23 protein-coding genes are annotated in these 23,772 nt (G+C 71.6%); 20 read left to right on the top strand and 3 right to left on the bottom strand.

Going from position 1 to position 23,772, the window contains the following annotated elements; genetic code table 11:
- Window positions 1-85: 85 nt before the first annotated feature.
- The 10 genes from ftsZ (at window position 86) to NYO98_RS14365 (ending at window position 7,726) form a co-directional block, all read left to right on the top strand.
- Entirely contained in the window at window positions 86-1,309 is a 1,224-nt protein-coding gene (gene ftsZ, locus NYO98_RS14410) for a cell division protein FtsZ (protein WP_268112433.1), read from the top strand.
- Between the two features lie 56 nt (window positions 1,310-1,365).
- A complete protein-coding gene (locus NYO98_RS14405) occupies window positions 1,366-2,016 on the top strand; it encodes a polyphenol oxidase family protein (protein ID WP_268112432.1) in 651 nt (216 codons plus the stop codon).
- On the top strand, window positions 2,013-2,714 hold the full coding sequence (locus tag NYO98_RS14400; protein WP_268112431.1) for a YggS family pyridoxal phosphate-dependent enzyme: 702 nt from the start codon (window positions 2,013-2,015) through the stop codon (window positions 2,712-2,714). Before NYO98_RS14405 ends, NYO98_RS14400 begins: the two co-directional genes overlap by 4 nt.
- 61 nt (window positions 2,715-2,775) lie before the next feature.
- On the top strand, window positions 2,776-3,261 hold the full coding sequence (locus NYO98_RS14395; RefSeq protein ID WP_268112430.1) for a cell division protein SepF: 486 nt from the start codon (window positions 2,776-2,778) through the stop codon (window positions 3,259-3,261).
- A gap of 14 nt (window positions 3,262-3,275) precedes the next feature.
- Complete coding sequence (locus NYO98_RS14390) at window positions 3,276-3,569, top strand: YggT family protein (RefSeq protein WP_268112429.1); 294 nt, start codon at window positions 3,276-3,278, stop codon at window positions 3,567-3,569.
- Window positions 3,570-3,674: 105 nt separating this feature from the next.
- Window positions 3,675-4,430: a DivIVA domain-containing protein gene (locus NYO98_RS14385; RefSeq protein WP_268112428.1), complete on the top strand. Its 756-nt coding sequence runs from the start codon at window positions 3,675-3,677 to the stop codon at window positions 4,428-4,430.
- Between the two features lie 666 nt (window positions 4,431-5,096).
- Window positions 5,097-5,558: a TraR/DksA family transcriptional regulator gene (locus NYO98_RS21915; protein WP_407673935.1), complete on the top strand. Its 462-nt coding sequence runs from the start codon at window positions 5,097-5,099 to the stop codon at window positions 5,556-5,558.
- Window positions 5,531-6,103: a signal peptidase II gene (gene lspA / locus NYO98_RS14375; protein ID WP_268112426.1), complete on the top strand. Its 573-nt coding sequence runs from the start codon at window positions 5,531-5,533 to the stop codon at window positions 6,101-6,103. The genes NYO98_RS21915 and lspA overlap by 28 nt, the downstream gene beginning before the upstream one ends.
- On the top strand, window positions 6,100-7,038 hold the full coding sequence (locus NYO98_RS14370; protein WP_268112425.1) for an RluA family pseudouridine synthase: 939 nt from the start codon (window positions 6,100-6,102) through the stop codon (window positions 7,036-7,038). Before lspA ends, NYO98_RS14370 begins: the two co-directional genes overlap by 4 nt.
- Complete coding sequence (locus tag NYO98_RS14365; RefSeq protein WP_268112424.1) at window positions 7,028-7,726, top strand: GNAT family N-acetyltransferase; 699 nt, start codon at window positions 7,028-7,030, stop codon at window positions 7,724-7,726. The genes NYO98_RS14370 and NYO98_RS14365 overlap by 11 nt, the downstream gene beginning before the upstream one ends.
- A gap of 104 nt (window positions 7,727-7,830) precedes the next feature.
- Here the strand turns inward: NYO98_RS14365 and NYO98_RS14360 are convergent, their stop codons facing one another.
- Window positions 7,831-8,976, bottom strand: a complete 1,146-nt coding sequence (locus NYO98_RS14360) for a ThuA domain-containing protein (RefSeq protein WP_268112423.1) — start codon at window positions 8,974-8,976, stop codon at window positions 7,831-7,833.
- Between the two features lie 152 nt (window positions 8,977-9,128).
- Here NYO98_RS14360 and NYO98_RS14355 point away from each other — a divergent pair, with 152 nt between their 5' ends.
- The 4 genes from NYO98_RS14355 (at window position 9,129) to NYO98_RS14340 (ending at window position 16,274) form a co-directional block, all read left to right on the top strand.
- Complete coding sequence (locus tag NYO98_RS14355) at window positions 9,129-10,100, top strand: DUF2332 domain-containing protein (RefSeq protein ID WP_268112422.1); 972 nt, start codon at window positions 9,129-9,131, stop codon at window positions 10,098-10,100.
- Between the two features lie 182 nt (window positions 10,101-10,282).
- Window positions 10,283-13,846, top strand: a complete 3,564-nt coding sequence (gene dnaE / locus NYO98_RS14350; protein ID WP_268112421.1) for a DNA polymerase III subunit alpha — start codon at window positions 10,283-10,285, stop codon at window positions 13,844-13,846.
- Window positions 13,843-14,439: a hypothetical protein gene (locus NYO98_RS14345; RefSeq protein ID WP_268112420.1), complete on the top strand. Its 597-nt coding sequence runs from the start codon at window positions 13,843-13,845 to the stop codon at window positions 14,437-14,439. Before dnaE ends, NYO98_RS14345 begins: the two co-directional genes overlap by 4 nt.
- A gap of 68 nt (window positions 14,440-14,507) precedes the next feature.
- On the top strand, window positions 14,508-16,274 hold the full coding sequence (locus tag NYO98_RS14340) for a DUF3352 domain-containing protein (RefSeq protein WP_268112419.1): 1,767 nt from the start codon (window positions 14,508-14,510) through the stop codon (window positions 16,272-16,274).
- 11 nt (window positions 16,275-16,285) lie between these two features.
- Here NYO98_RS14340 and ybaK read toward each other — a convergent pair whose 3' ends face one another.
- Together ybaK and NYO98_RS14330 are read right to left on the bottom strand one after the other, a co-directional pair.
- Window positions 16,286-16,777 (bottom strand): Cys-tRNA(Pro) deacylase, encoded by a 492-nt coding sequence (gene ybaK / locus NYO98_RS14335; RefSeq protein WP_268112418.1) that lies wholly within the window; start codon window positions 16,775-16,777, stop codon window positions 16,286-16,288.
- Between the two features lie 13 nt (window positions 16,778-16,790).
- Complete coding sequence (locus tag NYO98_RS14330) at window positions 16,791-17,456, bottom strand: LON peptidase substrate-binding domain-containing protein (RefSeq protein WP_268112417.1); 666 nt, start codon at window positions 17,454-17,456, stop codon at window positions 16,791-16,793.
- 78 nt (window positions 17,457-17,534) lie between these two features.
- Here NYO98_RS14330 and hisD point away from each other — a divergent pair, with 78 nt between their 5' ends.
- The 6 genes from hisD (at window position 17,535) to NYO98_RS14300 (ending at window position 23,766) form a co-directional block, all read left to right on the top strand.
- Window positions 17,535-18,857, top strand: coding sequence for a histidinol dehydrogenase (gene hisD / locus NYO98_RS14325; RefSeq protein WP_268112416.1), 1,323 nt, complete (start codon window positions 17,535-17,537; stop codon window positions 18,855-18,857).
- Window positions 18,854-19,981 (top strand): histidinol-phosphate transaminase, encoded by a 1,128-nt coding sequence (locus tag NYO98_RS14320; protein ID WP_268112415.1) that lies wholly within the window; start codon window positions 18,854-18,856, stop codon window positions 19,979-19,981. Before hisD ends, NYO98_RS14320 begins: the two co-directional genes overlap by 4 nt.
- Window positions 19,978-20,586 carry an imidazoleglycerol-phosphate dehydratase HisB gene (gene hisB, locus NYO98_RS14315; protein WP_268112414.1) on the top strand — a complete coding sequence of 203 codons (609 nt, stop codon included), beginning with the start codon at window positions 19,978-19,980 and terminating at the stop codon, window positions 20,584-20,586. Before NYO98_RS14320 ends, hisB begins: the two co-directional genes overlap by 4 nt.
- Window positions 20,583-21,242 (top strand): imidazole glycerol phosphate synthase subunit HisH, encoded by a 660-nt coding sequence (gene hisH, locus NYO98_RS14310; RefSeq protein ID WP_268112413.1) that lies wholly within the window; start codon window positions 20,583-20,585, stop codon window positions 21,240-21,242. Before hisB ends, hisH begins: the two co-directional genes overlap by 4 nt.
- A gap of 59 nt (window positions 21,243-21,301) precedes the next feature.
- A complete protein-coding gene (locus NYO98_RS14305) occupies window positions 21,302-21,934 on the top strand; it encodes a hemerythrin domain-containing protein (protein WP_268112412.1) in 633 nt (210 codons plus the stop codon).
- Between the two features lie 119 nt (window positions 21,935-22,053).
- Window positions 22,054-23,766 carry an alkaline phosphatase family protein gene (locus NYO98_RS14300; protein ID WP_268112411.1) on the top strand — a complete coding sequence of 571 codons (1,713 nt, stop codon included), beginning with the start codon at window positions 22,054-22,056 and terminating at the stop codon, window positions 23,764-23,766.
- The last annotated feature ends 6 nt before the right edge of the window (window positions 23,767-23,772 follow it).

Below are 23,772 nucleotides of genomic sequence, written 5' to 3'. Positions count from 1 at the left end.
CGGTTAGGGTTCCGTGGGGCCGGAGGGGGTCGAGAAACCATCGTCCGCAGACTTCACAGACCCACACAAGGAAGGCCCCGGAGCCGTGGCAGCAGCGCAGAACTACCTGGCGATCATCAAGGTCGTGGGCATCGGTGGTGGCGGCGTCAACGCCGTCAACCGGATGATCGAGGTCGGCCTCAAGGGCGTCGAGTTCATCGCGATCAACACCGACGCCCAGGCACTCCTCATGAGCGACGCCGACGTCAAGCTCGACATCGGCCGCGAGCTGACTCGCGGCCTCGGTGCGGGCGCCAACCCCGACGTCGGTGCCAAGGCCGCCGAGGACCACGCCGACGAGATCGAGGAGGTCATCAAGGGCGCCGACATGGTCTTCGTGACCGCCGGCGAGGGAGGCGGCACCGGCACGGGTGGCGCTCCCGTCGTGGCCCGGATCGCCCGGTCGCTCGGCGCCCTGACGATCGGCGTGGTGACGCGCCCGTTCGCCTTCGAGGGCCGTCGACGGGCCAACTCGGCCGAGGAGGGCATCAGCCAGCTCCGCGAGGAGGTCGACACCCTCATCGTGATCCCCAACGACCGGCTGCTGTCGATCACCGACCGCAACGTGTCGATCCTCGACGCCTTCAAGCAGGCCGACCAGGTGCTGCTGCAGGGTGTCTCGGGCATCACCGACCTCATCACCACCCCCGGCCTGATCAACCTCGACTTCGCCGACGTGAAGTCCGTGATGGCCAACGCCGGCTCCGCGCTGATGGGCATCGGCTCGGCCCGGGGTGAGGACCGCGCCGTCGCGGCCGCGGAGATGGCCGTCTCGAGCCCGCTGCTCGAGGCGAGCATCGAGGGCGCGCACGGCGTGCTGCTCTCCATCGCCGGTGGCTCCGACCTCGGCCTGTTCGAGATCAACGAGGCCGCCGCGCTCGTCTCGCAGGCCGCACACGCCGAGGCCAACATCATCTTCGGCGCCACCATCGACGACGCGCTGGGCGACGAGGTGCGGGTGACGGTGATCGCCGCCGGCTTCGACGGGGGTATGCCCAAGCGCCGCTCCGACGGCAACGTGCTGCGCCAGGGGCAGCCTGCCCAGACCCAGGAGCAGACCCGCGCGGCCGCCCAGCAGATCGCGACCAAGGAGGCCGCCGCGGCCCCCAGCGCGCCCGCCCCGGCCCAGACGAGCGCCACGTTCGCGCCGTCGACGCCGTCGGCCCCGGCGCAGTCCCAGCAGCCCGCCCAGCAGCCCGCGCCGTCACGGCCGGCCCGTCAGGTGCAGTTCGAGGACGACGACCTCGACGTGCCCGACTTCCTGAAGTGAGCTGACGCACCACCGTGCCGCTGCTGCACCACCGTGATCGGATCGAAGGCGACCTCGTGATCGAGGTCGCCTTCACCGACGTCGCCCTCAGCCTCGGCGACGGTGCCGGGGCCGAGGTGCGTGCCGCCGCGCTCGCGCAGGTCGCCGAGGCGACCGGTGCGGTGCCGCGGCTCATGCACCAGGTCCACGGCGCCGGCGTCGACGTCGTCGACGCGGGTGGGGAGGAGCCGCCCACCTGCGACGCGATGGTCACCGCCACCCCGCGCGTCGCGCTGCTCGCCCGCGCCGCCGACTGCGTCCCCGTCCTGCTGGCCGACCCGGCCACCGGGTGGATCGCGGCCGTGCACTGCGGCCGGCCCGGTCTCGTCGCAGGGGTCGTCCCGGCCGCCGTCGCGCGCATCCGCGCGAGCGGCGGCGACCCGACCGTCGCCTGGGTCGGGCCCCACGTGTGCGGCGCCTGCTACGAGGTGCCCTCCGACCTGCAGCATCAGGTCGCGGGGATCGTCCCGGAGTCGCGCTCCACCACCTCGTGGGGCACGCCGGCGCTCGACCTCGGCGCGGGTGTGCGGGCCCAGCTCGCCGCGGCGGGGATCGACGACGTGCGCGCCGTCGACACCTGCACCCGCGAGGACGGCTCCTGGCCGTCCTACCGCCGCGACCACGACGCGGCGACCCGCTTCGCCGGCGTCGTCTGGAGCCACCCGTGACCGCCCGCGCGGACGAGATCGCCGCCAACCTCGACGTCGTACGCCGTCGCATCGCCACGGCCTGTGCCGAGGCGGGGCGGCCCGAGGACGACGTGTCCCTCGTCGTGGTCACGAAGTTCTTCCCGGCCTCCGACGTCCGCGTGCTCGCCGACCTCGGTGTCACCGACGTGGGGGAGAACCGCCACCAGGAGGCCGAGGCGAAGGCCGCCGAGTGCGTCGACCTCGGCCTGCGGTGGCACTTCATCGGTGGGCTCCAGTCCAACAAGGCCGCGGCGGTCGCGTCCTACGCCGACGTCGTCGAGTCGGTCGACCGCGCCAAGCTGGTCGCCCCGCTCTCGCGCGGCGCCCACTCGCGCGGCCACGAGGTCGACGTGCTGCTCCAGGTCAGCCTCGACCCCCCGGGCGCCGACCATCGCTCCGGCGCGGACCCCGCCGACCTCGCCGACCTCGCGCAGCGCGTCGAGGAGGCAGGCATGCTCCGGCTGCGCGGCCTGATGGCCGTCGCGCCGCTGGGCGAACGGCCCGATGACGCCTTCGCGCGCCTCGCGGAGGTCCGCGAGGTGTTCGTCCGCGACCACCCTCGGGCGACGACGTTGTCCGCGGGGATGAGCGGTGATCTCGAGGCGGCCATCCGTCACGGTGCGACACACGTGCGTGTCGGCTCCGCGGTCCTCGGTGAGAGGCCCGCGGTCAAGTAATGTCCACAACAGTCAACGGGTGCCCGGTCCCGGGTGCCAGGTCTAGCGGAGGAACAGTCTCATGAGCGGCGCGATGCGCAAGATCGGCGAGTACCTCGGCCTGCTCGAGGACACCGGCCACTACGACGACTACGACGGCGACACCGAGACCACGACCCACGACGCTGTCGACCAGCGTCCCGTCGTGCGCGAGCGTCGCCCTGCCCCTGTGTCCGACCTCGCCGAGCGCCGTCGTCCGGCCTCGGTCCAGACAGGAGTCGTGGCCGAGTTGAGCCGCATCACCACCCTGCACCCCCGCAACTACAACGAGGCCCGTCTGGTCGGTGAGAACTACCGCGACGGCACGCCCGTGATCATGAACCTCAGCGAGATGGACGACAACGACGCCAAGCGTCTCGTCGACTTCGCCGCCGGCCTGATCTTCGCCACCCGCGGGTCCATCGAGCGCGTGACCAACAAGGTCTTCCTGCTCTCTCCGCCCAACGTCGCGGTCTCGGCCGAGGACAAGGAGCGGATCGCCGAGGACGGCTTCTTCAACCAGAGCTGACCCATAATCGTCTCGTGCAAGCCATCGGTCAGGTCCTCTACGTCATCCTGCTGCTCTTCATTGCGCTGCTGTGGGTGCGCTTCGTCGTCGACTGGGTGCAGGTGTTCGCGCGTCGCTGGGAGCCGCGGGGGCCGCTGCTCGTCGCGCTGGAGGGCGTCTACTCCGCCACCGACCCGCCGATCGTGGCGCTGCGTCGCGTCGTGCCGCCGCTGCGGATCGGGCAGGTCGCCCTCGACCTGAGCTTCCTGCTGGTGATGGTGGGAGCATGGCTGCTGCTCAACGTGGTCGCCACCATCTTCGGCCTCTAGAACCATCCGTCACACGGGTCACTGTGCCCGGTGGCATCCCGGGCGCTATTGTCTCCTGACAGCAGAGCCACCGTGATATTCGATCGTGAAAGTTTGGGTGAGGTCATGCCGCTGACGCCTGAGGACGTGAGCAACAAGCGCTTTACGCCTGTCCGCCTCCGTGAGGGCTACGACATGGGCGAGGTGGACCAGTTCCTCGACGAGGTCGAGGCCGAGCTCGCCCGGCTCACCAAGGAGAACGACGACCTGCGGGCCAAGCTGTCGGCCGCGCAGTCCGGTGCGTCGACGTCCGCCCCCGCGACCACGTCGTTCGCCCCCGCCGCTCCTGAGCCGGAGCCCGAGCCCGAGCCGGAGCCGGAGCCCCAGCGGGCCGCGCCGGCGCCCGTCGCCGCCGCGCCGGTGCAGACGATGCGCGTGGAGACCGTGCCGGAGGCGTCCAACGCCGCCGCCCGCCTCCTCGAGATCGCGACGCGCAACGCCGACGAGCTCGTCGAGGACGCCAAGAACGAGGCCGACCGCATCGTCGGTGCCGCGCGCACCAAGGCCGAGCGTGTCGAGTCCGAGGCCAAGACCAAGGCCGACCGCATGGAGGCCGACGCTCGCCAGCGTTCGCAGATGCTCGACTCCGAGACCGCCGAGCGTCGCCAGCAGATGTTCGGTGACCTGGAGAAGGAGCGCGACAAGCTCAACAGCGACGTCGAGACCCTTCGCCAGTTCGAGCGCGAGTACCGCTCCCGCCTCAAGACCTACTTCACGCAGCAGCTGGAGGCACTCTCCAGCGGCGGCGAGACGCAGGCTCCCGTCGACAGCGGCAACGCGCCGAAGCGCCTGCGCTCGGTGCTGGGCGACGACGACAACTGATCGCCGCACCTCACGCCTGACGAGGACGACCACCCCTGAGGGGTGGTCGTTCTCGCATTTCGGCGAGCCGATGTTGGTTCGTCAGGGTGCACCGGCTAGCCTCCCTGCCACCGTGTGGTTCCCACCACACCTGACGGATGCGGGAGGCCCTCGGAGATGGCTGGCACCACGCGCAAGTCCCTGGCCGGCACCGCCGCCGCCGCTGCGAAGCGGGTGATCGGTCGCACGCGTCCCGCGACCCCGGGCGAGTCCACGACCGGCAAGCCTGCCGCGAAGAAGAGCACGGCGAAGAAGAGCACCGCGAAGAAGAGCCCCGCCAAGAAGTCGACGACGGCCGCCACGAAGACCGCCACGAAGACCGCGGCCACCAAGGCTCCGGCGAAGAAGGCTCCCGCGAAGAAGGCTCCGGCGACGAAGGCTCCGGCGAAGAAGGCCGCGGCGACGACCGCTCCCGCGAAGAAGGCCGCGGCGACGAAGGCTCCCGCGAAGAAGGCCGCGGCGACGAAGGCTCCCGCCAAGAAGGCCCCCGCGAAGACCGCAGCCACGAAGGCTCCGGCGAAGAAGACCCCGGCGAAGAAGACCGCCGCGAAGAAGACCGCGGCGAAGAAGACCGCGGCTGCGAAGACCGCACCCACCACCTCGACTCCCACGAAGAAGGCTGCGCCCGTGACGAAGGCTGCTCCGACGCCTGCCAAGAAGGCCGCGCCGGCGAAGAAGGTTCGCAAGGCCACCCCCTCCACCCTCGTCGTGCTCGACGGTGAGGACCCGTGGACCCGGAGTGAGCTCAACGAGGTGGTCAAGGAGCTCAAGGAGCACCGCGACCGCCTCACTGCCATCGTGGGCCAGTCCGAGCAGGAGCTCGCGGGCCTGATGCGCGACGCGGGCGACGGGGCCGGCCACGACCAGGCCGACGTCGGCGCGACCAGCTTCGAGCGCGACCACGAGCTGACGGTCCTGGCGCGTGAGCGCGAGACCCTGGTGCAGATCGAGCGGGCGCTCGCCCACATCGAGGACGGCTCCTACGGCGTCTGCGACTCCTGCGGCAACCCCGTGGGCAAGAATCGGTTGATGGCGGTGCCGCATGCCACACTGTGCATGTCATGCAAGCAGCGCGAGGAGCGTCGCTGAACCCCAGCGACCAGACCGACCAGGCACCGTCTCGACCCCGCGTGGACGCGCGGCTGGTCCTCGCCGCGGCGGCCCTCGTGGCCTACGGCCTCGACCTCGCCAGCAAGCAGTGGGCCCTGGCCGAGCTGGCCGACGGCGACATCTCGGTGATCGGTGACTGGCTCACCCTCCACCTGACCTTCAACCCGGGCGCGGCGTTCAGCACCGGCACCGACTTCACCATCGTCTTCACCTGCCTGGCGATGGTGGCGGTCGTGGTTGTGCTGTGGCTGAGCCGCCGGGTCCGCAGCGTCGGCTGGGGGGTGGCGCTCGGCCTGCTGCTGGGCGGTGTGGCCGGCAACCTCACCGACCGCATCGTGCGTGAGCCGGAGCCGTTCCACGGGCACGTCGTCGACTTCCTGATGCTGCCCAACTGGCCGGTCTTCAACATCGCCGACATGTGCATCAACATCGCCGCGGGCCTCATCATCCTCCAGACGTTCCGCGGCATCGCCCTCGACGGCACGCGCGACTCCGACCGCCGATCGGGGCACGAGGCGGCGTGACGACCCACGCCGAGCAGCGCACGGTCCTCGTCCCCGACGGGCTGGCCGGCGAACGCGTCGACGCCGCCATGGCGCGGATGTTCGGGTTCTCCCGCACCAAGGCCGCCGACCTCATCGCCCAGGGCCTCGTGCACGTCGACGGCGCGGCCGTCGGCAAGAGCGACCGGGTCGATGCGGGCGCGATGCTCGACGTGACGATCCCGGCCGAGCGCGACCCGCTCGAGGTGAAGCCCGAGATCGTCGAGGGCATCCGGATCATCCACGACGACGACGCCATCGTGGTGATCGACAAGCCGGTGGGCGTGGCCGTGCACCCCTCTCCCGGCTGGAGCGGCCCCACCGTGGTCGGTCACCTCGCCGGCGCGGGGTTCCGCATCTCCACCAGCGGCGCGAGCGAGCGGCAGGGCATCGTGCAGCGCCTCGACGTCGGCACCAGCGGCGTGATGGTGATCTGCAAGTCCGAGCACGCCTACTCGGTGCTCAAGAACGCCTTCCGGCACCGCACCGTCGACAAGACCTACCACGCGCTGGTGCAGGGCCACCCCGACCCGCTCGCCGGCACCGTCGACGCGCCGATCGGCCGCCACCCGCACCACGACTACAAGTTCGCCGTGATGGCGGACGGCCGTCACAGCGTCACGCACTACGAGACGCTCGAGGCGCACCGGTTCGCCAGCCTGCTGGAGGTCCACCTCGAGACCGGGCGGACCCACCAGATCCGCGTCCACATGAGCGCGCTGAAGCATCCCTGCCTGGGCGACCTGACCTACGGCGCCGACCCCACGCTGGCCAGGCGGGTCGGGCTCGAGCGGCAGTGGCTGCACGCGATGCGCCTCGGCTTCGAGCACCCCGAGACCGGTGACTACGTCACCTACGAGTCCACCTACCCCGACGACCTCGCGCACGCGCTCGACGTCATCCGCGATGAGCACTGAGCTGACGCTCCGTCCGGTCACGCGCGACGACCTCCCGGCCGTCGCCGAGCTGCACCTGGCCGCCCGGCACGGGGCCGGCGACGCCTTCCCGCCGTCCGCGCACCCCGACCACGAGGCGCGCGAGTGGGTCGCGAGCTGGGATCTGTCGGCGTACGACGTCTGGGTGGCCGAGCGCGGCGGTGAGCCGGCCGGCTACGCGCGCTGGACCGCGACCTGGCTCGACGACCTCTACGTCCACCCAGACCACCAGGGCCACGGTGTCGGGTCCGCGCTCTTCGAGCTCGTCGCGTCGAGGCGCCCGGACGGCTTCTGCCTGTGGGTGTTCGAGTCCAACGAGCCGGCCCGCGCGTTCTACCGCCGGCACGGGTGCCTCGAGCTCGAGCGCACCGACGGCTCGGCCAACGAGGAGCGGGCGCCGGACATCCGCGTGGCATGGCCGGGCGCCGACCCGGTGGCGTTCCTGCGCGGCCTGATCGACGAGACCGACCTGGTGCTCGGCGACGTCCTCGCGCGCCGGACGGCGCTGACCCGGGCGGTGCAGGCGGTCAAGCCCTCGACCCGGCGCGACCCCGCGCGCGAGGCGGAGATCGCCGAGCGGGTCGCCGCGGTGGCACCCGAGCTCGGTGTGGAGCGGGTGGCCCGCATCGTCGACGCGATCATCACCGAGTCGCTCGACGCGTCTCGCTGAGCCCCCGCACGCACGACGACCGGACCCGCCCGGGTCGGGCGTGTCCGGTCGTCGGCCGGGGGTGGGGTGGAGCGGTGCTCAGCAGGTGAGCAGGTGGGCGGTGGTCACCAGCCGACCAGGCCGCCCTGCCACTCCTGCAGGTCGGCGAGCTTGGCGACGATGGTCTCGTCCTGCAGACCGTGCGCCTTGCCCTTCGCCTGCTTCAGGATGTGCGCGGCCTCCGCGTGGTCGCCGGCCTCGGCAGCCGCCTCCGCGGCCGCCAGGTAGTCGGCCACGTCCTCGCTGAGCTTGGCGTTGCGGTTGCCGCCGTCGCCGAGCTCGGCGGTGATCTTCTCGACCTCGGGGAAGGTCACGCAGTTGCCGCCACCCTCCACGACACCGGCGGTCCACTCGATGCCACCGAGCAGGTGGTCGAGGAACAGCGGGTCGCTGTAGGCCGCGTCGACGTGGCCGGCGCCCTCGTACCACGAGCGCCCGCCCTCGAAGTTGTGGCACCAGGCGATCGGGTGGTCCGCACCCATGCGGCCGCTGCCGGGGTTGTACGTCGACTCGTCGAGGGTGAGCAGGACGTGCACGTCCTCGCGCGGGTTGGAGGTGAAGTTGTACCACTCGTCGAAGCGCGACCACTGCTTCGGCAGCATCGTCGTCGACGGGTGGTTGGGGCTCTCCACGACCATGGTCGCCTGCTGCTGCGCCGGGTGGTTGCGGAACCGCGCCGAGCCGCCGGTCAGCTCGCTGAACCACGGGACGGCGTGCATCTCGTCGGTCGCGGCGTGGAGGCCGACGAAGCCGCCGCCCTGGTGGATGTAGCCCTGGAACGCCGCGAGCTCGTCCGGGTTGAGAGTGCGGGCGCGAGGAGGTTGGTTGCCCACGGGCTCGCTGTTCGTGCCGTCGACCGGCGAGGCGAACATGATCGTGGCGTACTTCGAGAGCGCCTCAGTGCTCGTGAAGGGCGTCGTCGCCATCGTGAGCGCGGGCTGGCCGGGCGAGTTCCCGATCGGCGGGTCCCACACGTCGACGGTGAAGCCGTGCTCCTTGCCCAGCGCGATGACGGCGTTGGTCGTGTCGTCGATGTGGGAGTGGCGGAAGCCGAGCGTCTTGCCGACGACGAGCACCTTGTAGGGCTCGGCGGCCGTGACGGCGCTCGTGGCGGGGTCGGACTCGGCACCGGCGGAGGCGTAGCTGGCCCCCGTCAGCAGCAGGGCCCCGGCGGCGAGGCCGGTGGTGATCAGGCTGAGCGGTTTCCTCATGGATCGTCCTTCTCGGGATGGGGGGAGTTTGTTTGTTTGGAACCCAAACAAATGGCCTAGGTGGAACGGTATGTGACCCACATCACCTAGTCAACGGCCCCCCGTTCGGACTAGTCCGTCCGGGCAGCCTCGTCGCCCGGGATGATGGCGGCGTGCTGCTCTACGACGACGTGGTGGCGGAGTACCGCGACTTCGCGGCCTACGCGGCCGGTGACTCCCCGTGCTTCGAGGCGTGGGCGCTGGGCGTCGCGGACGACGAGGAGGTCCTCGCCTGGCTGGGCACGCTGCCGCCGGTCAAGCGCCAGCCCAACCTGGTCTTCGCCGCTGCGCGCTGGCACGGCGCGCCCGCCCCGGCGCCGTACGACGCCCTGCGCACGGTGCTGGTCGAGCAGGAGCCGGCCGTGCGCGCCACCGTCATGGCGCGGGCCACGCAGACCAACGAGGTCGGCCGCCTCGCGACGCTCGTCCCCGTCCTGGGGCTCGTCGGCCTCGACCACGGTCCGCTGTCCCTGGTCGAGGTCGGCGCCAGCGCGGGGTTGTGCCTCTTCCCGGACCGCTACGACTACTCCTGGCCGCCGGCGGGCGAGCTGCGGGGGAGCGGGGGACCGGTGCTCACCGCCCGGGCGACCGGGCCGCTGCCGCTGCCCGCCGCGCACCCGCGCGTGGCGTGGCGGGGCGGGGTCGACCTCAACCCGCTCGACGTGGCGGACCCCGACGCGATGGCGTGGCTGGAGAACCTGGTCTGGCCGGAGCAGGACGAGCGTCGCGACCGGCTCCGTGCGGCCGTCGCGGTGGCCCGTCGGGAGCCGCCGGTGCTGCGCCGCGGCGACCTCCTCGACCACCTGCCCGCCCTGCTCGACGAGGCGGCCCCGCACGGCACGCCGGTGGTGTTCCACTCGGCGGTCGTCGCCTACCTGGAGGAGCCGGACCGGGTGCGGTTCCACGACCTGATGACCCGTCTCGTCGGTCAGGGGCGGTGCCGCTGGATCAGCAACGAGGGCAGGCGGGTCCTGCCACGCGTCGCAGGCGCGTCCGACGCACCGTCGGGGCGGTTCGTGACCGCGCTGGACGGTGTCGCGGTGGCCTGGAGCCACGGTCACGGCCATGCCGTCGACTGGCTGTGAGCGGCACCACCGGCTGCCGGCCGCCACGGTGTGGATCGGGTCGTGTGTCCTGTCGGTGGGGCCGGGCACACTGACGTAGGCTGACTGCTCTTCCCCCTCCTTCTGGATGCACCGCTGCGCAGCCAGCACGGCTCCACGTTCGACCCCGTTCAGCGACCCCGAAAGGCGCGGAAGTCTCCTCCATGTCGTCCGGCTCCTCCACCAGATCCGCGGACAGCTTCGTGCACCTCCACGTGCACACCGAGTACTCCATGCTCGACGGGGCGTCGTTGCTCGACGGCCTCTTCGCGCGCACCAGCGAGCTGGGCATGCCGGCCATCGCGATGACCGACCACGGCAACCTCCACGGCGCCTACGACTTCTACCGCAAGGCCAAGCAGCACGGCGTGAAGCCGATCATCGGCATCGAGGCCTACCTCACCCCGGGCACGATGCGCGGCGAGCGCCGCCGGGTCCGCTGGGGCCAGGGCGACCTCGCGGAGGAGGGCGGCAAGGACGTCGCCGGCGGTGGCGCCTACACCCACATGACCATGTGGGCGGAGACGACCGAGGGCATGCACAACCTCTTCCGGCTCGCCAGCCTCGCCAGCCTCGAGGGCTACTACTACAAGCCCCGCATGGACCGTGAGCTGCTCCAGCGCTACTCCAAGGGGATCATCGCCAGCACGGGGTGCCTGTCCGGCGAGATCCAGACCCGGCTGACGCTCGGCCAGTACGACGAGGCGCTCCGTGCCGCGGGCGAGTTCCAGGACATCTTCGGCAAGGACAACTTCTACCTCGAGCTGATGGACCACGGCATCGCCGCCGAGCGGGCCACCCGCGAGGACCTGGTCAAGATCGCCAGGACGCTCGGCCTGCCGACGATCGTCACCAACGACACCCACTACACCAACCCCGAGGACGCCGACGGCCAGGACGCCCTCATCTGCGTCGCCTCGGGCAAGCGGCTGGCCGACACCAACCGCCTGAAGTTCGACGGGGGCGGCTACTACGTCAAGTCCGCCCAGGAGATGCGCGAGCTCTGGTCGGAGTTCCCGGACGGCTGCGACAACACCCTCGAGATCGCCGAGCGGTGCAACGTGGAGTTCGTCGAGTCCACCGGCGGCTACATGGCTCGCGCCGACGTCCCCGAGAGCGAGACCGAGGAGAGCTGGTTCCGCAAGGAGGTGTGGCGGGGCATCGAGGCGCGCTACCCCGGTGAGCAGCTGACCCAGGAGGTCAAGGACCGGGTCGAGATGGAGCTCGGCGTCATCTCCCAGAAGGGCTACTGCGGCTACTACCTCGTGGTCGCCGACTTCATCCAGTGGTCCAAGCGCAACGGCATCCGCGTGGGACCGGGCCGCGGCTCCGGTGCGGGCTCGATCGCCGCCTACGCGTTGAGCATCACCGACCTCTGCCCCCTCGAGCACGGCCTGTTCTTCGAGCGGTTCCTCAACCCCGAGCGCCCGTCGATGCCCGACTTCGACATCGACTTCGACGACGCCCGGCGCGGCGAGGTCATCAAGTACGTCACCGAGAAGTACGGCACCGAGCGGGTGGCGCAGATCGCGACCTTCGGCCGGCTCAAGGCCAAGGCCGCCATCAAGGACGCCGCGCGCGTCCTCGACCACGGCTTCGCGATCTCCGACCGCATCACCAAGGCGCTGCCGCCCGACGTGATGGGCAAGGGCGTCGCGCTCAAGGACATCTTCGACCCCCAGCACAAGCGCTACAACGAGGGCGGCGAGTTCCGGGCCCTGCACGACTCCGACCCCGACGTGCGCACCATCTTCAACACCGCGCTCGGCCTCGAGGGCCAGATCCGCAACTGGGGCGTGCACGCCGCCGGCGTGATCATGTCGAGCGAGCCGATCATCGACGTCGTACCGATCATGGCGCGCCCGCAGGACGGCGCCGTCATCACCCAGTTCGACTACCCGATGTGCGAGTCGCTCGGGCTCGTCAAGATGGACTTCCTCGGCCTCTCCAACCTGCGCATCCTCGAGGACGCGCTGGCCAACATCCAGGTCAACCGCGACGAGACGGTCGTGCTGGAGGAGCTGCCCTTCGACGACCGGGCGACCTACGAGCTGATGGGCCGCGGCGACACGCTCGGCGTCTTCCAGCTCGACGGCTCGGGCATGCGCTCGCTGCTGCGCTCCCTGCAGCCCGATGCCTTCGCCGACATCACGGCCGTAAGCGCGCTCTACCGCCCCGGCCCGATGGGGGCCGACTCCCACAACAAGTACGCCCGCCGCAAGAACGGCCGCGAGGCGATCGAGCCGATCCACCCCGCGCTCGCCGAGGCGCTCGAGCCGGTCCTCGGGGAGACCTACGGCCTGATCGTCTACCAGGAGCAGGTGATGGCGATCGCCCAGGTGCTGGCGGGCTTCACCCTGGGTGCTGCCGACAACCTCCGCCGCGCGATGGGCAAGAAGAAGAAGGAGGAGCTCGACAAGCAGTACGCCGGCTTCCAGGCCGGCATGCTCGAGCGCAACTTCCCGCAGGTCGCGATCGACAAGCTGTGGGAGATCCTGCTCCCGTTCTCCGACTACGCCTTCAACAAGTCGCACTCCGCGGCCTACGGCGTCATCACCTACTGGACCGCCTACCTCAAGGCCAACTACCCCGCCGAGTACATGGCCGCGCTCCTGACGTCCGTCAAGGACGACAAGGACAAGATGGCGATCTACCTCAACGAGTGCCGGCGCATGAAGATCCAGGTGCTGCCGCCGGACGTCAACGAGTCGCACGCGAACTTCACGCCGGTGGGCAACGACATCCGCTTCGGCCTCACCGCCGTGCGCAACGTCGGCAGCAACGTCGTCGACCGCATCGTCGGTGCCCGCGAGGAGAAGGGCCGCTACACCGACTTCAACGACTTCATGGACAAGGTCCCGGCGCTGGTCTGCAACAAGCGCGTCGTGGACTCGCTCATCAAGGCCGGCGCCTACGACGACATGAAGCACCGGCGTCGGGCGCTCTCGATCATCCACGAGGACGCCGTCGAGAAGTACGTCCAGGCGAAGAAGGACGACGAGAGCGGGCAGGACTCGCTGATCGACATGCTGATGCCCGACGACGTGGGCGGTGCCGGTGCGACGGTCGTGATCCCGGACGTCGAGGACTGGGACAAGATGACGCTGCTCGGCCACGAGCGCGAGATGCTCGGCCTCTACGTCTCCGACCACCCGCTCCTCGGCCTCGAGCACGTCCTCTCCCAGGGCACCGACTGCACCATCGGCCAGCTCATGCTCGACGAGGACCGGCCGCACAACTCCACGATCACGGTCAGCGGCCTGATCACGTCGGTCGCGCGCAGGATCACCAAGCGGGGCGACCCGTGGGCGACCATCACGCTGGAGGACCTCGACGGCGCGATCGACGTGCTGCTCTTCCCGAGCTCCTACGCGCTGGCCTCGACCCTGCTCGTCGAGGACAACATCGTGCGGATCAAGGGGCAGCTCTCCCGCGACAAGGACCAGCCCGAGCTCCGCGCCCAGGAGGTCACGGCGCCCGACCTGACCCAGGGACCCACAGGCCCGGTCGTCATCAGCCTCCCGTCGACCCGGTGCACCCCACCGGTCGTCGCCCAGCTGCGCGACGTCCTCGGCACCCACCCCGGGATGACCGAGGTCCAGCTGCGGCTGCTGACCCGGAGCTCGACCAAGGTGCTGCGCCTCGACGACAACCTGCGCGTCAGCCCGAGCCCGGCGCTGTTCGCCGACCTCAAGCAGCTGCTCGGGCCCGGCTGCCTGACCGGATGAGCGACATGACGCCCGCCGTCGGCCAGCACGCCCCTGACGGACCTGACGGACCTGACGATGCGACCGGCACGACGCGTCGGCTGCTGCTGCGCGTCGGGTCGGTGCTCGCGCTCTTCGTCGCCGCGGGAGCGGCCGGTGGCGTGCTGTGGGAGCGGCTGTGGCAGGCGCCGACCGGACTGGCCTACGACGGTCGCTGGTACCTCGAGCCGGCCGGTCCCGACTTCTCCTTCGAGGGCATCGCCCTGTTCGTCCTGATCGCGTTCCCGCTCGGTCTGGTGCTCGCCGTGCTGGTGGGCCTGTGGCGCGGTCACGAGACCGTGACGGTGGTGGCGGTGCTCGTCTCGGCGGCCGTCGCCGCCGTCGTGATGTACGCCGTCGGGAGCGCGCTCGGCCCGCCCGACCCGCAGGCGCTGGCGGCGGGTCAGCCCGACTACACACCGCTGCCCGGGGACCTGGGCCTGACCGCCCCCGACCGCGGCCGCGTGCGGTGGCACTCCACCGCACTGGTCGTCCTGCCCGCCGGTGCCATGGCCGGTCTGGTCGGGTCCTATCTCTTGGGGAACTGGGGGTTCGCCCGGCGTCCACGTGGGTAGGCTTGCGCCGCCCGCAAGTGGGCAGTCCCGACGTGGTCGGGACCCGTGCAACGGGGGAGCAGAACGACATGAGCATGACACCGGGCGGTCCGGCCGACGGGCCTGAGTACCTCGACGGATCGGCGCCGGCGCAGACCGCGCCCGACAACGACAACAAGAAGCGGCTGATCGCGGTGGGTGCGATCGTCGCCGGGGGTGCGGTCGTCGCCGGCGGCGCCTGGGCGGCGACCAGCTTCTTCTCCACCGGCGCGCAGCCGGCGGAGGCGCTGCCCGCCTCGACGGTCGCCTACCTCAGCGTCGACCTCGACCCGAGCGGCGGCCAGAAGATCGAGGCCATCAAGACGCTGCGCAAGTTCCCCGGCTTCACCGACGCGATCGACCTGAAGACCGACGACGACCTGCGCGAGCGCCTCTTCGAGGAGGTCACCTCCTCCGGTGAGTGCGAGGGCCTCGACTACGACGCCGACGTCAAGCCGTGGCTGGGCTCCCGCGCGGCGATGGCGGTCGTCGACCTCGGCGAGGACGAGCCGACCCCGGTCGGGGTCGTGCAGACCACCGACGCCGGCAAGGCGGAGGACGGGCTCGCGGCGCTGGTCGACGCGTGCGGCGGCGGCGAGGGCTCCGAGGGCTCCGAGGGCTCCGAGGGCGACGTGGGTGGCTGGGTCGTCGACGGCGACTGGATCGTCGTCGCGGAGACGCCGGAGGTCGCCCAGAAGGTCGTCGACGCGGCCGACGGTTCGACGCTCGCGGGCGACGCCGCCTTCGGGAAGTGGACCGGCGAGGCGGGTGACGACGGCTTCATGTCGATGTACGTCGGCAAGGGCGCCACCAAGTACCTCGACGAGCTCGGCGGCATGGGCGGCATGGGGATGATGGGCATGCCGGGCGCTGCGCTCGGTGAGGACCTGTCCTCGGACTCGCCGGAGATGTTCGACCCGGAGTGCATCGACAGCGCCACCACGAGCGAGGAGATCGACGCGTGCTTCTCGACGACGGGTGACACCTCGGACACCACGGCGCCGACCGAGGAGGTGCCGGCGGAGCTCCAGCAGATCATCGACGACTTCGACGGCATGGCGGCGACCGTCCGGTTCGACGACGGCGCGGTCGAGGTCGAGTACGCCGTCTCCAACTACCAGCCCGACCTGACGAAGTTCATGGACAGCCAGAACGGCGCCGACATGATCGCCGGCCTGCCGGACGACACCGTCGCCGCGTTCGGCATGTCCCTCGAGGAGGGCTGGGCCGGCGCGGTGCTCGACTACGTCAAGCGCAGCCTCCCCGAGGACAGCGCGACGATCGACGAGGAGCTCGCGCAGTTCGAGTCCGAGACCGGCCTCGCCTTCCCCGAGGACCTCGAGACCCTCCTCGGCGAGGGTGTCACCGTCTCCCTGGGCAGTGGCCTCGACCCCGACGCGGTGGCCAACGGCGGCCCGGGCGAGGTGCCGGTGGGCATCCGGATCGACGGCGACCCCGACGAGATCCAGGCCGTGCTCGACAAGATCGCCGAGCAGGCAGGTCCCGAGGCGGCGGAGTTCATGCAGGTGACCGAGGGCGACGGGTACGCCGTCCTGGCGCTGCAGGAGGGCTACCGCGGCGAGCTCGAGGGTGGCGGCAGCCTCGGTGACAGCGCCGCCTACTCGGAGGTCGTCGAGTCCGACGAGGCCCAGTCGGTGCTCTTCGTCAACTTCGACGCCGACGACGACTGGCTGGTCCGGCTGACCGGTGACTCGCCGGACGTCAGCAAGAACGTCGAGCCGCTCTCGGCCCTCGGCATCAGCGGCTGGGTCGACGGCGACGTCGTCCACGGACTCCTGAAGGTCACCACCGACTGACCGCGGTCGCCTCAGCGGCCGATGGTGGCGGTCACCGCTCCGGTGATCGCCACCAGGTCCGGCGGCGCCAGCTCGATGTCGAACCCGCGCCGTCCGCCGGAGACCAGGATCGTGTCGTGGTCGAGCGCCGAGGCGTCGAGCACCGTGGGGTGCCGACGCTTCTGCCCGACCGGCGAGATCCCGCCGGCGACGTAGCCGGTGGCGCGCTCCGCGGCCACCACCTCGGCCATCACGGCCTTGCTGCCGCCGAGGGCACGTGCCAGCGCCTTGAGGTCGAGCTGGCCGGTGACCGGCACGATCCCGACGACGAGGGAGCCGTCGAGCGAGGCGAGGAGCGTCTTGAAGACCCGGGCAGGGTCGACGTCGAGCGCCTCGGCGGCCTCCAGCCCGTACGACGTCGCCCGCGGGTCGTGCTCGTAGGTCCGCACCTCGAAGGCGATGCCCGCGGCCGTCAGGGCGACCGTGGCCGGCGTACCACCCGCGCCACGGGCCTTCTTCACCATCCGCGGGCCCTCGTCAGTTGGGGGACCAGGCGGTGCGGGCCACCTGGGTGGCCGGCAGCGACGGGATGACGTTGATCGCGCGGAGCTCCTCGGTCAGCATCCGGGTCACGAGGGTGAGCCGCTCGGTGGCGTCCTCCGCCTCGAGCAGCGACTGCCGCTCGGCCATGGGCAGCGGTGCGAGCGCGGACAGCGTCCAGGCGAGGTAGTCCGGGTCGCGGGGGAGCGTGCCGCTGAACGGGTCGCCCTGGAGCTCGGTCATCGCTGCCCGGAACGCGGTGAAGGTGGCGCGGGCCCGCTCGAGGACCTCGGCGGGCACGTCCACCTCCGGCTCCGGCAGCACGACGGCGAGGCCCTGCGGGTAGTCGCCACCGCGCTGCATCTCCTCGAGCACCAGTCGCTCGCGGGCGACGGCGACGATGTCGAAGGTGCCGTCCTCGCGCCGGTCGACCTCGGTGAGCTGCAGCACGCAGCCGACGCGGTAGACCGACTGGGCGCCGTGGTCGCCGACCTCGTAGCCCTCGCGGATCGCGACGGTGCCGAAGACGCGTTGCGCGGGGTCCTCCTCCTCGAGGAGGTGGCGCACGAGCATCCGGTAGCGGTCCTCGAAGACGTGGAGCGGCACGCTCATGCCCGGGAACACCACGGTGCTCAGCGGGAACATCGGCAGGGGGTCGCTCACACCCACGACACTAGTGGCCGGTGTCCACCCCGGGCCCGCGACTTCGGGTCGACCCGCGGGGGAACCTAGAATCAGGGCATGTCCCTGATCCGTCGCATCGACCTGAGGGGCGCCGACGCGGCGTCCGTCGACTACCGCGCGAGCGTGCCTCGCGCCGAGTTCGACGTCGAGGCCGCCACGCATCAGGTGCAGCCGATCCTCGACGCGGTGCGCGCACGCGGCGTGGAGGCGATCACGGACTTCTCCGCCCGCTTCGACGGCGTTCGAAGCGACGACATCGCGGTCCCGCGCGAGGCGCTCACGACCGCGCTCGAGGCGCTGGACCCGGCGGTCCGCGCCGGGCTCGAGGAGTCGATCCGCCGCCTGCGTGCCACGTGCGAGGCGGAGCTCGAGCGCGACGTCACGAGCCAGGTCGCCCCGGGCGCGACCGTCACCCACCGCAAGGTCCCCATCGACCGCGTCGGCCTCTACGTGCCCGGCGGCCTCGCCCCGCTGGTGAGCAGCGTGGTGATGAACGTCGTCCCGGCCCAGGTCGCCGGCGTGCGGTCGATCGCGCTGGCGAGCCCGCCGCAGAAGGACCGCGGCGGCCTGCCGGAGCCGACCATCCTGGCGGCGTGCGCCCTGCTCGGCGTGGACGAGGTCTACGCCGTCGGCGGCGCGCAGGCGATCGCGATGTTCGCCTACGGCGCCGGTCCGTGCGCGCGGGTCGACCTCGTCACCGGGCCGGGCAACATCTACGTCGCGGCGGCCAAGCGCCTGCTGCGCGGGGTCGTCGGCATCGACTCCGAGGCCGGCCCCACCGAGATCGCGATCCTGGCCGACGACAGCGCCGAGGCCGCGTTCGTCGCCGCCGACATGGTCAGCCAGGCCGAGCACGACCCGATGGCGGCGTCGGTGCTGGTCACGGACTCGCTCGAGCTCGCCGACGCGGTGGAGGCCGAGCTCGACAAGCAGGTCTTCGCCACCCGTCACACCGAGCGCATCCGCACGGCGCTGGGCGGGCGGCAGTCCGCGATCGTGCTGGTCGACGACATGGACCAGGGCGTCGCCGTCGTCGACGCCTACGCCGCCGAGCACCTCGAGGTCGTCACCCGCGACGCCGCCGCCCACGCCGCGCGCGTCCGCAACGCCGGGGCGATCTTCGTCGGCGCCTGGTCGCCGGTGTCGCTCGGCGACTACTGCGCGGGCTCGAACCACGTGCTGCCGACGGCGGGCTGCGCCTGCCACTCCAGCGGGCTGTCCGTGCGGGCGTTCACCAAGTCGGTGCACGTCATCGACTACTCGCGCGACGCGCTCGCCGAGGTCGCCGACCACGTCGTGACGCTGGCCGAGGCGGAGGACCTGCCGGGCCACGGCCAAGCGGTCAGCGTCCGATTCGACAGCGACCGGTCCCGCCGGTGAGCGGGCCGTTCCCCCCGCTGCGTGACGAGCTGCGGGGGATCGAGCCCTACGGTGCGCCCCAGCTGACGCTGGAGCAGGCACCCGTGCAGCTCAACGTCAACGAGAACCCCTACGGTCCCTCGACCGAGGCGGCCGCCGACATCTCCCGTTCGGTGGGAGAGGCCGCGGTGTCGCTCAACCGCTACCCCGACCGCGAGTTCGTCGAGCTGCGCACCGCGCTGGCGGCGTACCTCGACACCTCCGGCGGGTCGGGCATCACGCCCGACATGGTGTGGGCGGCCAACGGGTCCAACGAGGTGATGCTGCAGCTGCTGCAGGCCTTCGGCGGTCCGGGGCGCGTCGCCCTCTCGTTCGCGCCGACGTACTCGATGTACCCCGAGTACGCCCGCGACACGATGACCGAGTGGGTGGCCGGGCACCGGGCCGAGGACTTCTCCCTCGACCTCGACGCCGCGCGCCGGCTGGTGGAGGAGCGCCGTCCCTCGGTCGTGCTCCTGCCGAGCCCCAACAACCCGACCGGGACCGCGCTGCCGCCCGAGGCGGTCACGATGCTGTGCGAGGCCGCCGCGTCCTACGAGCCCGGCGGCATCATCGTCGTCGACGAGGCCTACGGCGAGTTCCGCCGCGCCGGCACCCCGAGCGCGCTCGAGCTGCTGCCGCGGCACCGCAACCTCGTCGTGACGCGCACCATGAGCAAGGCGTTCGCCCTGGCCGGGGCGCGTCTCGGCTACCTCGCCGCCGACCCCGCGATCTGCGACGCGATCCGGGTCGTCCGGCTGCCCTACCACCTCTCGGCCGTCACCCAGGCGACCGCGCTTGCGGCCCTGCGGCACGCCCCCGAGCTGCTCGGCAAGGTCGACGACCTGCGCGCCGAGCGGGACGCGACGGTGGCATGGCTGCGCGACCAGGGACTCGAGGTCGCCGACTCCGACGCCAACTTCGCGCTGTTCGGCCGGTTCGCCGACCGCCACGCGGTCTGGCAGGGTCTCGTCGAGCGCGGCGTGCTGATCCGCGAGACGGGTCCCGACGGATGGCTGCGCGTGTCGATCGGCACGGCCGAGGAGATGGCGGCCTTCAGGAAGGCCCTGCTGGAGACAATCGAGATGACGGAGGAGCCGGCATGAGCCGCACCGCGAAGATCGAGCGCACCACCAAGGAGTCCCGCGTCCTCGTCGAGGTCGACCTCGACGGCAGCGGCCGCTCCGACGTGTCGACCGGCGTGGGGTTCTACGACCACATGCTCGACGCCTTCGCCCGCCACTCGCTGGTCGACCTCGTCGTCCAGACCAGCGGCGACACCCACATCGACGCCCACCACTCGGTCGAGGACACCGCCATCGTGCTCGGCCAGGCGCTGCGCGAGGCCCTCGGCGACAAGGCCGGCATCCGTCGCTTCGGCGACGCCACGGTGCCGCTCGACGAGGCGCTCGTCCAGGCCGTCGTGGACGTCTCGGGCCGGCCGTACTGCGTGCACACGGGTGAGCCGGAGGGCCAGGAGCACGTCGCCATCGGCGGCACCGGCGCCACCTACCTGGGCTCCCTCACCCGCCACGTCTTCGAGACGATCTCCTTCCACGCCCACCTCGCGCTCCACGTGCGGGTGCTCGGGGGCCGCGACCCGCACCACGTCGTCGAGGCGCAGTTCAAGGCCTTCGCCCGCGCCTTCCGCGACGCGGTGGCGATCGACCCGCGCGAGACCGGGGTGCCGTCGACGAAGGGCAGCCTGTGACGGCACCCGACGTCGTCGTCCTGGACTACGGCTCAGGCAACCTCCGCTCGGTGGTCAGGGCCGTCGAGCGCGCGGGTGCCACCGTCACGCTGACCGGCGACTTCGACACCGCGCTGGCGGCCGACGGCCTCGTGGTGCCCGGCGTGGGCGCCTACGCCGCGTGCATGGCGGGCCTGCGCGCGATCAAGGGCGAGCGGATCATCGGCCGGCGCCTCGCGGGCGGACGTCCGGTCCTCGGCATCTGCGTCGGGATGCAGGTCCTGTTCGCGGGCGGTGTCGAGCACGGCGTCGAGACCGACGGCTGCGACGAGTGGCCCGGGCTGGTCACCCGGCTCGAGGCCGACGTGGTGCCCCACATGGGCTGGAACACCGTCGAGGCCCCCGCAGGGACGCGGCTGTTCGCGGGGGTCGAGGACGAGCGCTTCTACTTCGTGCACTCCTACGCCGCGCGCTCGTGGGACCTCGTCACCAACGACCGCACGGCCGCGCCGCTGGTGACCTGGGCCGAGCACGGCGGCGACCGGTTCGTGGCCGCGGTCGAGAACGGGCCGCTGTCCGCGACCCAGTTCCACCCGGAGAAGTCCGGGGACGCCGGCGCCGCGCTGCTGCACAACTGGGTCTCGTCGTTGTCGGTGGCGGCCCGGGCCCCTCGCTGATCGGGACTTACCCCGAAATCGGGTCGCCCACCACCGCGACGGCTCGTTAGCGTCTCGGCATGGCCGAGCAGCTCAGCATGAACCAGATCATCCACGCGGCGGTGCGCCGCGACGTGAGCCGGACCGAGCAGGCGCTGCGCGCGCTGCCAGACGGGGACACGGCGCGTGCCCGCGAGATCCGCACCGCCTGGCGCAACCTGGTCAGGGAGCTGACCCACCACCACGAGGCCGAGGACGAGCACGTATGGCCGTTCCTCCAGTCGCGAGGGGTGGACCTCACGCTGCTGGAGCAGATGGAGGCCGAGCACGTCGCGATGAAGCAGGCACTGTCGTCGGTGTCGACCAGCCTCGACGAGGTCGTCGCCGCGCCGTCCTCGATCAACGCCACCGCCGCGGCCGACGAGGTCGCGCGCGCCCGGGAGGTGATCAACGGCCACCTCGACCACGAGGAGCGCGACGTCGAGGGACCGATGGGGGCGCTGCAGGACGACGAGGAGTTCAAGGCGATGAGCAAGAAGCTCCGCCCCGCCAGCCCGGTCGACGCGGCCAACTCGCTCGCGTGGATGCAGGACGGGGCGGGGGAGCGGGAGCGGACAGCCTTGCGGGAGACCATCCCGGCACCCGTCATCACGGTCCTCACGCTGCTCCTCGCGCGTCGCTACCGTCGCGAGGTCGCCCCCGTCTGGCGCTGACCCCTCGCCGTCTGGGCGCGGTCGGACCTACCCATCCCTGGGGATTGCCGGGGGTGCGGGCCGGGTCTACGTTCGGCTCACGGAACGCGGCAGCGCTGCCGCGCCGGGAGGGAGTCGTCATGGCTCAGCGTCGCACCCGCCTGCTCACCGCCGTCGCCGCCGCCGCCGCGGTCGCGCTCACCGTCGCCGGCACCCAGTCGGGTGCCCAGGCCGGGGAGCGCGGCGGGCAGGGGCCGACCCCGGTCGCGACGCCGACGAAGGTCGTGGTCATCGTCGTCGACGCCCTCAGCAAGGAGATCGTCGACCGGTACGGCATGAGCCACGTGCAGGCGCTCATGAAGGACGGCGTGGACACGCCCAAGGGCTACCTCGGCCACACCGGGTCGGTCACGGTCGTCACCCACAACGTCCTGACGACCGGCGCGTCGCCCAAGCACATGGGCTGGACCTCCGAGGGCTACCGCGACGTGGGCGGCCTGCTCGGCGCCCCCGGTGGCCTCTACATCACCAGCAACTTCGGCCGGGCCCAGATGGCGCCGCTGCAGCAGGCGGCCGGCTACCCGCACCTGTCCGACTACCTCGACGACACCGGCAAGGTGTTCACCGTCAGCCCGAAGGGCTACGCCGCCTGGGGGCTCAGCGGTCCCGGCTCGGCGAACACCTCGACGATCACGTTCGGCAGCGGCCCGACCTGCACCAACCCCGACGGCACCACCACCCGCTACCGCCAGCCGACGGGCGCCAACGTGCCGGCGTACTTCTCCGCCGCCTGCGGCTCCCGCTGGCTGGCCCGGCGCGACACCATCTACGACACCGGCCAGTACCCGGCGCAGCTCTACCCCGCCACCGACAACCGCTACGTCGTGGGCCACGACCCGGCCCAGCAGGGCGGTGACGTCTGGGCCACCGACGCCGTCCTCGAGATCATGGCGCAGGAGGGCGACGGCTGGAGCGGCATCTTCGTCAGCCTCCCGGGCGTCGACAAGGCCGCGCACATGTGGGGCGGCGTCAACGACCCGGAGGGCGCCACGCCGGGCTACGACCCGATGACGCACATGCGCTACGCCACCGAGACCGCCGACGCCCAGGTCGGCCGGATCATGCAGGCGCTGGAGGACAGCGGTCAGCTCGACGACACGCTCGTCGTCCTCACCGCCGACCACGGCTCCGTCGCGGCGGGTGAGGGTCACTTCCACGGCGACTTCGAGCCGCTGAACGACTACGGCTACTTCAACTGGTACTACGGCTCACCGGCCAACGACGTGCCGTACCTCCGCCCGCAGGAGGCACTGCTCCCGCTCATCGAGGGCACCGACGACGGCACCGGGGCGACCAACGTCGGGTTCTCCTACAGCGACTCCTCGCTCAACGTGTGGCTGAAGGACCAGTCGCCCGAGGCGGTCGCCGAGGCGGCGGGCATCATGGAGGACCTGCCCGACGTGACCGCCGTGTGGCGGCGCGACGGCGACCACTACGACCGGGTCACCCCCGTCCGGTGGGACCGGATGCACGGTGCCGAGAAGCTGTGGTTCGCCACCAAGGCCCAGGAGCTCGTCGACACCCAGGCCGCCGACTACGGCCCCGACCTGGTCGCCACCCTGCCCGACGACACGACGTACTCCGTCCTGGGCGATCACGGAGGCATCCAGCGCTCGGCCCAGCAGGTCCCGATCGTCTTCGCCGGCGCCAACACCTCGCACCACGACCTGCGCGCGGAGGTGCGGTCGGTCGACATCATGCCGACCATCCTGCGGGCCATGGGCATCGCGGCGACCCACCCGATGGACGGCACCGCCTACGAGCTCCCGGTGCGCAAGGGCGGGCGAGGCTAGGCCACG

Source organism: Nocardioides pini (assembly GCF_026712185.1).
GTDB classification, from domain to species: Bacteria; Actinomycetota; Actinomycetes; order Propionibacteriales; family Nocardioidaceae; genus Nocardioides; species Nocardioides pini.
This window is presented reverse-complemented; position numbering and strand designations above follow the sequence as displayed.

What these genes read in the sequence shown, in the direction of transcription:
- NYO98_RS14395 (WP_268112430.1), top strand. Translation starts at nt 2,776, where the DNA reads ATGAGCGGCGCGATGCGCAAGATCGGCGAGTACCTCGGCCTGCTCGAG.
- NYO98_RS14385 (WP_268112428.1), top strand. Translation starts at nt 3,675, where the DNA reads ATGCCGCTGACGCCTGAGGACGTGAGCAACAAGCGCTTTACGCCTGTC.
- lspA (WP_268112426.1), top strand. Translation starts at nt 5,531, where the DNA reads ATGCAAGCAGCGCGAGGAGCGTCGCTGAACCCCAGCGACCAGACCGAC.
- NYO98_RS14365 (WP_268112424.1), top strand. Translation starts at nt 7,028, where the DNA reads ATGAGCACTGAGCTGACGCTCCGTCCGGTCACGCGCGACGACCTCCCG.
- NYO98_RS14360 (WP_268112423.1), bottom strand. Translation starts at nt 8,976, where the DNA reads ATGAGGAAACCGCTCAGCCTGATCACCACCGGCCTCGCCGCCGGGGCC.
- dnaE (WP_268112421.1), top strand. Translation starts at nt 10,283, where the DNA reads ATGTCGTCCGGCTCCTCCACCAGATCCGCGGACAGCTTCGTGCACCTC.
- NYO98_RS14345 (WP_268112420.1), top strand. Translation starts at nt 13,843, where the DNA reads ATGAGCGACATGACGCCCGCCGTCGGCCAGCACGCCCCTGACGGACCT.
- NYO98_RS14340 (WP_268112419.1), top strand. Translation starts at nt 14,508, where the DNA reads ATGAGCATGACACCGGGCGGTCCGGCCGACGGGCCTGAGTACCTCGAC.
- ybaK (WP_268112418.1), bottom strand. Translation starts at nt 16,777, where the DNA reads ATGGTGAAGAAGGCCCGTGGCGCGGGTGGTACGCCGGCCACGGTCGCC.
- hisD (WP_268112416.1), top strand. Translation starts at nt 17,535, where the DNA reads ATGTCCCTGATCCGTCGCATCGACCTGAGGGGCGCCGACGCGGCGTCC.
- hisB (WP_268112414.1), top strand. Translation starts at nt 19,978, where the DNA reads ATGAGCCGCACCGCGAAGATCGAGCGCACCACCAAGGAGTCCCGCGTC.
- NYO98_RS14305 (WP_268112412.1), top strand. Translation starts at nt 21,302, where the DNA reads ATGGCCGAGCAGCTCAGCATGAACCAGATCATCCACGCGGCGGTGCGC.
- NYO98_RS14300 (WP_268112411.1), top strand. Translation starts at nt 22,054, where the DNA reads ATGGCTCAGCGTCGCACCCGCCTGCTCACCGCCGTCGCCGCCGCCGCC.